This is a genomic window from Streptomyces sp. NPDC031497, assembly GCF_055580905.1.
The window spans coordinates 236,021-242,607 of sequence record NZ_JBVIKO010000019.1 but is presented as its reverse complement, the minus strand read 5'-3'; the positions used below and the strand labels follow the sequence as shown (position 1 = coordinate 242,607).

The following is a 6,587-nucleotide window of genomic DNA, read 5'->3' as shown; positions in this document are numbered from 1 at the left end:
CCCGCGGAGCGGGATATGCAGCGCTGGCGCGCTGCATAGAGAACGGCTCCGCTGACGCTCCGCCAGATTCCCGCGCAAGCGCGTGAATCGAATTCCGCAAGCGGAATTCTGAGTGTGTGTCAATTCGCGCAAGCGCGAATTGACGGAATCCCGCAAGCGGGATTCCTGGGGCTGGCAGTAGGGGGTGGGTGCATCACGCGCGGGGCTGTGTAGGGCTTGGGATTCCCAGCTACTATCTCTGCAAGGGATGTGACGGACTGTCGGTCTGACGGGATGCCGGCCTGGTTGTAGTGACGGGTTCCGCTGCGCTCCACCCTGAACCCCTCCTCCACCGTCTACCTGTCCCGGCATGTTCACCTATCGCCCTGTCAGCATAGAGGACAGTCGACTGTTCGTGGGTGAGATCGAGTCACTGTTCCATCCTTGAGCGTGAAAGTGGTGTACGGGTGATGCATCACGAGTCTTGACTGTGTAGAGTCTGGAATCAGATGCTACATCCCTACCGCCGCGCACCTTGCGCCTGAATTCTATTTGCTATTACGCGCCGCATTCCGCGAAAAAGGAGAACACGGGGCATGGCCGTGAAGCTGCGTGATCACCAGATCGAGGCCGTTGCCGCCATTGTGCGGGGTCTTGATGTTCCGCCGGGCGGTATTCCCTGGAATGGTCTTCGCGGGCAGGTGCACGCGGCGTGCGGCACGGGGAAGACGATTATGGCTGCGGCGTCGGCGAAGCGGCTTGCACCCAGGAGCCGCGTACTCGTGTTGGTGCCGACGCTGGATCTGCTGGCGCAGACGGTGAAGGCGTGGCACGAGGTTGGGCACAAGGGGCCGACGGTTGCGGTGTGTTCGCTTCAGGACGATCCGCAGTTGTGGTCGTTGAAGGTGCGCTCCACGACGAACCCCATCCAGTTGGCGCTGTGGCACGGCTCCGGGCCGGTCACCATCTACGCGACATACGCGTCTTTGGGTGTTCTGGCGGAGGCGTTCGAGGGCGTCTACGGGCAGAAGCTTGATCCACTAGACCTCGCGGTAGTTGATGAAGCCCACAGAACAAGTGGCTCAATGGGTAAGGCGTGGGCAGACATCCACGACCAGAGCGTCATCCCGGCGTTGCGGCGGCTGTACCTGACGGCCACACCGCGGATCTGGGAAGAGCGGCTCAACCGCGAAGTCGGCGAAGGGGTTCGCGACCCGCTGCCGGGCGAGATGACGGCCTCCATGGACGACGAGAAGGTCTTCGGGCCTGTCCTGTACAAGCTCTCGCTCGCCTCGGCCGTCTCCCGGGGCCTGCTGGCGCGGTACCAGATCATCGTCCTGGAGCTGAAGGACCCCGTCGTCACCCCGGAGAAGCTGATGGGCGAGGAACGGCACACGGAAGAGGTGCGGGGGCAGCGGCTCGGGGCGCTGCAGGCCGCGTTGCTGCACACGATGGCGCAGCACGGCCTGTCGACGTGCATCACCTTCCACCACCGGACCATCGAGGCACAGGCGTACGCGGAAGGACTGGAGCGCGTCGCGGCCAAACTGCACGCCGACCAGCCCGAGACGTACCCCAAGCACATCTGGGCCGACTGGCTGTGCGGGGAGCACGTCCCCGAACGCCGGCGGGAGGTCCTCGGCTCGTTCGAGACTACGGCGCAGCGGGCCGTGCTCTCGAACTGCCGTGTCCTGGGCGAGGGGGTCGACATCCGCGCGGTGGATTCAGTTGCCCTCCTGGACCCCAAGGGAGCGCCGCACGACATCGTCCAGGCCATCGGGCGCGCTTTGCGGCAGAAGCCCGGGCAGGGCAAACTCGCCTCCCTGATCGTGCCCGTCTTCCTCCAGCCCGGAGAGCAGCCGGAGGACATGTTCACCTCCGGCTCCTACCGGCCCCTGGTGAAAGTCCTGGAAGGCCTGCGGGCCCACGATGAAGAGGCCGTGGAACTGCTCGCCATCCCGCAGGAGCCTCAGAAAGACGTCGCGCAACCGTCCGTGAACATCGGCGTCGCGCCCGAAGACGGCGAGGAAGAATCCCGGCTGCTGCTCCGTTTCGCCGCCCCCAGGGATCCGGTGATGGTCGCCGACTGGGTCTCCTTCAACGTGATCGACACCGAACGCCAGGACTGGGCCCGCGGCTGGGCGAAGCTGAAGACATACGTCGAGCGGACCGGGAACGCGAGGGTGCCCTACGGACACCGCGAGGGTGCGACACCGCTTGGGCAATGGGTCGCGGAGCAGCGGCGTGCTTACGCGGCTGGGCAGATGAGCGGACAGCGCGCGCGGCGGCTGGAGCAGCTCGGCATGGTGTGGTCGGTGGCCGATGAACGCTTCCAGGAAAACCTCGAAGCCGCCAAGGCCTACTACGACCAGCACTGGACACTCTGCGCCCCCCGCACCGCGACCATGCTGGACAAGCCGGTCGGGCAGTGGCTGTCCAACCTGCGCCGCACGGGTGCATTGGAGGGCCACCCCGGGTGGAAGACGGCGCTGGAAGCCGTGGACGAGGACTGGAACCCGGTGTGGCCGGCGGAATGGCAGCGGCACTACGCCGCGCTGCGCGAGCTGGTCGCCGACGAAGACGGCCAGGCGGAGGTCCTGCCCGGGTTCACGGTCCACGGCATGGACATCGGGAAGTGGCTGGCCCGGCAGCGCAAGCCCGAGGTCTGGCAGGCCCTGACGGACGGGCAGCGCGAACGCCTGGAGCAGCTCGGCATCGTGCCGCTGGCCCCGGCACCGGAGGCAGAGGTGCCCGCGAAGCCGTCCACGGCGCCCGTGAGCGCCTTCGAGCGGGGCGTAGCGGCCCTCGCGCAGTACAAGACCCGCACCGGCTCAGTGACCGTCCCACGAGGGCACGTAGAGCGACTGGAGGATGGGACAGAGGTCCGGCTAGGGGTGTTTTTGAGCAACAGCAAGAGCAGGCGCGGGAAGCTCACCGCTGACAAACTCGCCGCGCTCGCCACGCTGGGACTCGAATGGGCACGGTAGGGTTAAGGGGTGGGATAAGTTTGTGGTTAAGAAGTCTCGGGTTCTGACGTGAAGGTGCAGGGAAATGGCATCTGAGGAAGAGCTGTTCGCGTCCGTCGACGCTCTGCTGAACGAGGAGCCGCACCTGCCGCCTCCGGCGGAGCGTGCCCGGCTGCGTGAGGCCGCCGGTATCACCCAGGCCCGCCTGGCCACCGCGTTGAAGACCACGACCCAGTCGGTGAAGAACTGGGAGAACGGCCGCTCGGAGCCGAAGTCGCCGCGCCTGGACGCCTACCAGCGGCTGCTGAAGGGGTGGGCGGCGAAGTACCCCTCCCCCGGTACGGCCCCGGCAGTCTCGGTTGCCGCGACGGCGCCCGCGGCATCTACCGAACCGGCTGCGTCCGCGGTGGAGACGGCACACGCCCCGCAGGCTCCCGCCGTCCCGGCAGCGGGGCCGGTGCGTCCCGCCGCCCGGCCTGCCGCGGCGAAGGCGGCGCAGCCGGCGGCCGATCCGCGTTTCCCGCACGGTCCGCTCGCCGTGCTGGACGGTGAGGGGGCCGCGTACGGCGTCGGTGGGATCGTGCTCGACTGCCCGGCGACCAGCGTGGTGGAGCTGGTGGAGTGGACGCTCAAGGAATCCGGGCTCGGTGCGCCGCGCCTGCACCGCAACGGCAAGGACAGCGACCCGCTGATCGTGCTCACCGCGGCGGCCGCCGTGAAGCTCGGGCTGCCCGAGCGCCTGGAGGGCCACGAGCAGCGCCGCTCCCTGCGCCTTGCGGAGGATCATCCGGTGGTCAAGCAGGTGGTGAAAGCGAAGTGGCGGCTCACCCAGCGCGGGTTCGGTCCGTGGGCAAGGATCTACCGCAAAGTCCAGGGGCGTGAGCGGCAGTGCGTGCAGCTGGCGATCCTGTCGTGGGACGCCCTGGACGAGCGGTCCTGGCCCGGAGTTGCGGAGATGGAGCCGGCCGACATCGCCCGCGTCCTCGGCGTGTACGCCCAGCGGGTCATCACCCCGCGCGGCTCCACCGCCGTGTCCGGGCTGGAGCTGATGACGGCGCTGCGCCCGCCCACCCGCGCGGTACGCGACGAAGCCAGCGGGAACTGGGTGCCCGGCCTCAACCCGGGCTCGCTGGGCACGGAGCCAATGGACCCGGCGCCGCCGGAGGCCACCCCTGAGCACCCCGTCGTCGTGAACTCCGGCTGGACCGGCGGCTTTCTCAACGAGGAGGCGTACCAGTGGGTGCGCGACGTCAGCCTGCTGACGGATGAGGAGTGCACGCTGCCGTACGCGGTCGGCCTGGATCTGAACACCGCCTTCCTCGCCGCCGCGGCCCGCCTGGTCGTCGGCCTGAGCGCGCCCGACCACTTCCACGCCCCGGCCTTCACCCCGAAGATCCCCGGGAGCTGGCTGGTCGATCTGTCCCACGTCGAGGTGGACCCGCGTCTGCCCTCGCCGTTCACTCCGGACGGCACCCGGCCGGCGGGACCTGCCTGGTACCAGACGCACACCGTCGCCTACGCCCAGGAACTCGGCTACAACGTCCAGCCCCTCGAGGCGTACCTGCGCCGCGAGACCGGCGCGTACCTGGACCCGTGGCACGACCGGCTCAAGACCGCCTATGCCGACACCCTCGCCGACCTCGGCGTCACCAAGGACCTGGACGACCGGCAGTTCCTCGCCGCGATGGAGCGGCACAAGGACGTCGACCCCGCCCTGGCAGCCGTCCTCGCCGCCATCAAGGCGACCGTCAAGGGCGGCATCGGAAAACTGCGCGAGCGCCCGCAGGGCAAGAAGTACAAGGAGGGCGAGCGGTGGCCGGCCCTTCAGCGGCCGACCTGGCGCCCCGACATCCGCGCCGCCGTCATCGCCAAGGCCCGGGTCAACATGCACCGCAAACTGCGCAACATGGCCACGATGACGGGCCTGTATCCGCTCGCCGTGCTCTCCGACTGCGTCGTCTACCCCTCGCCGGGGGAGAGCCCGCTCGACTTCCTGCCGTACGCCGCCTCCGGCAAGCCCCAGCCCGGCGGGTTCCGCCTCGGGCCCACCCCGGGCCTGGCGAAGCTGGAGGGCGTCCAGTCGATGTTGTGGGCGGTCGACCTCATGGAGCAGGGTTACAACCCGGCCCGGCACATCAAGGGCGGCGACGCCGTCCTCGACGAAGGAGAGTAGGCCAGTGCCTGACACCGGTCCGCCGCACAGGACCTGGTTCCCGTCGGCCGGCACGGGCGGCCAGGACCCAACCGTCGAGAAGGGCTGAGCTGTGGCAGAGATCGAGGACGCCATCGAGCGGGCCGACCGGGAAGCGTTCACCCGTCAGCCGCCCAAGACGCTGAAGGGGCAGATCGGCTACCTGATCAGGCAGTTGGGCAGCGCGAAGGCCGTCGCGCAGGAGATCGGCGTCACCGCCGACTCCGTCAACCGCTACCGGCGCGGCGCCCGCAAGCACGCCCGCGCCGACGTCGCCGCGAAGATCGACGACGCCGTACGGCAGCGCTGGCAGCCCCTGGTGCGCAAGCGCCGACAGCGTCAGGCCGCCACCACAACCGGGATCACGGTGGAGACGAGGGCCCGGTTCGGGTACACCGCGCCGGTCGGGACGACCGACGACGGACGGTTCCGCCGCCTCACCGTCCACCTCCCCCCCACCTACGCGCAGCGCCTCTTCGACGCCCGCAACACAGGAGCCAGCGACCAGCAGATGCGCGGAATCATCGCCGAAGGACTCAAAGAGATCTACTTCCAGGACGGCGGCAGCCGCGCTTTGGGACTCTCCGACGTCACCCTCAACGACATCGACTACCTCGACCTCGACTACTGACCTGGCGCTGGCCGCAGGCCCGGCACCTGCTTGTTTGAGCTAAGGCACGATCGTTGTCACGTAGGCAGGCGTGCTGTCACCAGGGCCACCGGGGGGCGAGTGCTGAGCAGAGTTCTGGACCGCGGTGCAGTCTCAGCTGTCCACCCCGGCTTCCCACTTGCGTCGGCGCAGCATGTGGTCGCTGAAGAGGTGTCGGCTCTGTTCGAGCAGTTCACCCACCTCTGCGTCGCCGCGCCGCCCGTCAGGCGACGGATGCCAGCGCTGCACTGATTGCGCGGCCCAGGTGCGCAGCTTCATATCCGGGTCCTGGAACAGACCGACCGCCGCCCGTAGCGCCACGGTGCCGCCGCGCGCGTCGAGCAGCCGGAACGCGCCGACGCGGACGTGCCGCGGCCGATGGGTACTGGTGCGCTCCAATAGCCAGTCGGCGGGCAGTTCCTTGGCCGAGGGGAGCAGGGCGGCGGCGGTCTCGCGGACGACACCGGCGGCAGGGTCGTCGAGGAGCGGCCGCAACTGCTCCGCATCGGCGCAGTCCAGCGCCCGCAGCCCTGCCACCGCTCGCGCCCGCACCCCGGCCGCCGGGTGCACGAGCAGCAGCCGCAGCAGCCCGGCGTCCGCGCGGTTCCCGCACTCGGCCAGCCCGATGACCGCACCGGGCGGCAAATCGGGGTCGTCCGGTGTCGTGCACCGCTCCCGGTACCAAACCGCCGGGTCAACACCCTGCTGTCGTACGACATACCGGGCGCAGGCACGCACGAGCGCGGAACGGTCGCTGAGTGCCTGTGTCTGAACTGGTCATGACACGGCGAGCGCGGTGATG

General features: G+C 69.0%; 3 protein-coding genes and 1 pseudogene. 3 read left to right on the top strand and 1 reads right to left on the bottom strand.

The genetic code is table 11. The features are described from left to right. The first annotated feature begins 575 nt into the window (after positions 1-575). The 3 genes from ACZ5K7_RS33495 to tpg all read left to right on the top strand — a co-directional run bounded on the left by ACZ5K7_RS33495 (position 576) and on the right by tpg (position 5,767). Positions 576-2,966: a helicase associated domain-containing protein gene (locus ACZ5K7_RS33495; protein WP_468919271.1), complete on the top strand. Its 2,391-nt coding sequence runs from the start codon at positions 576-578 to the stop codon at positions 2,964-2,966. 64 nt (positions 2,967-3,030) lie between these two features. Continuing rightward, the gene (gene tap, locus ACZ5K7_RS33490) at positions 3,031-5,118 is read left to right on the top strand and encodes a telomere-associated protein Tap (RefSeq protein WP_468919268.1); all 2,088 of its coding nucleotides are present in this window, start codon (positions 3,031-3,033) and stop codon (positions 5,116-5,118) included. 91 nt (positions 5,119-5,209) lie between these two features. Next, entirely contained in the window at positions 5,210-5,767 is a 558-nt protein-coding gene (gene tpg, locus ACZ5K7_RS33485) for a telomere-protecting terminal protein Tpg (protein ID WP_468919265.1), read from the top strand. Between the two features lie 132 nt (positions 5,768-5,899). On the opposite strand, the pseudogene ACZ5K7_RS33480 reads toward tpg, so the two are convergent. Then, a pseudogene (locus ACZ5K7_RS33480) lies at positions 5,900-6,544 on the bottom strand (hypothetical protein); the annotation flags it as partial. Positions 6,545-6,587: the final 43 nt, after the last annotated feature.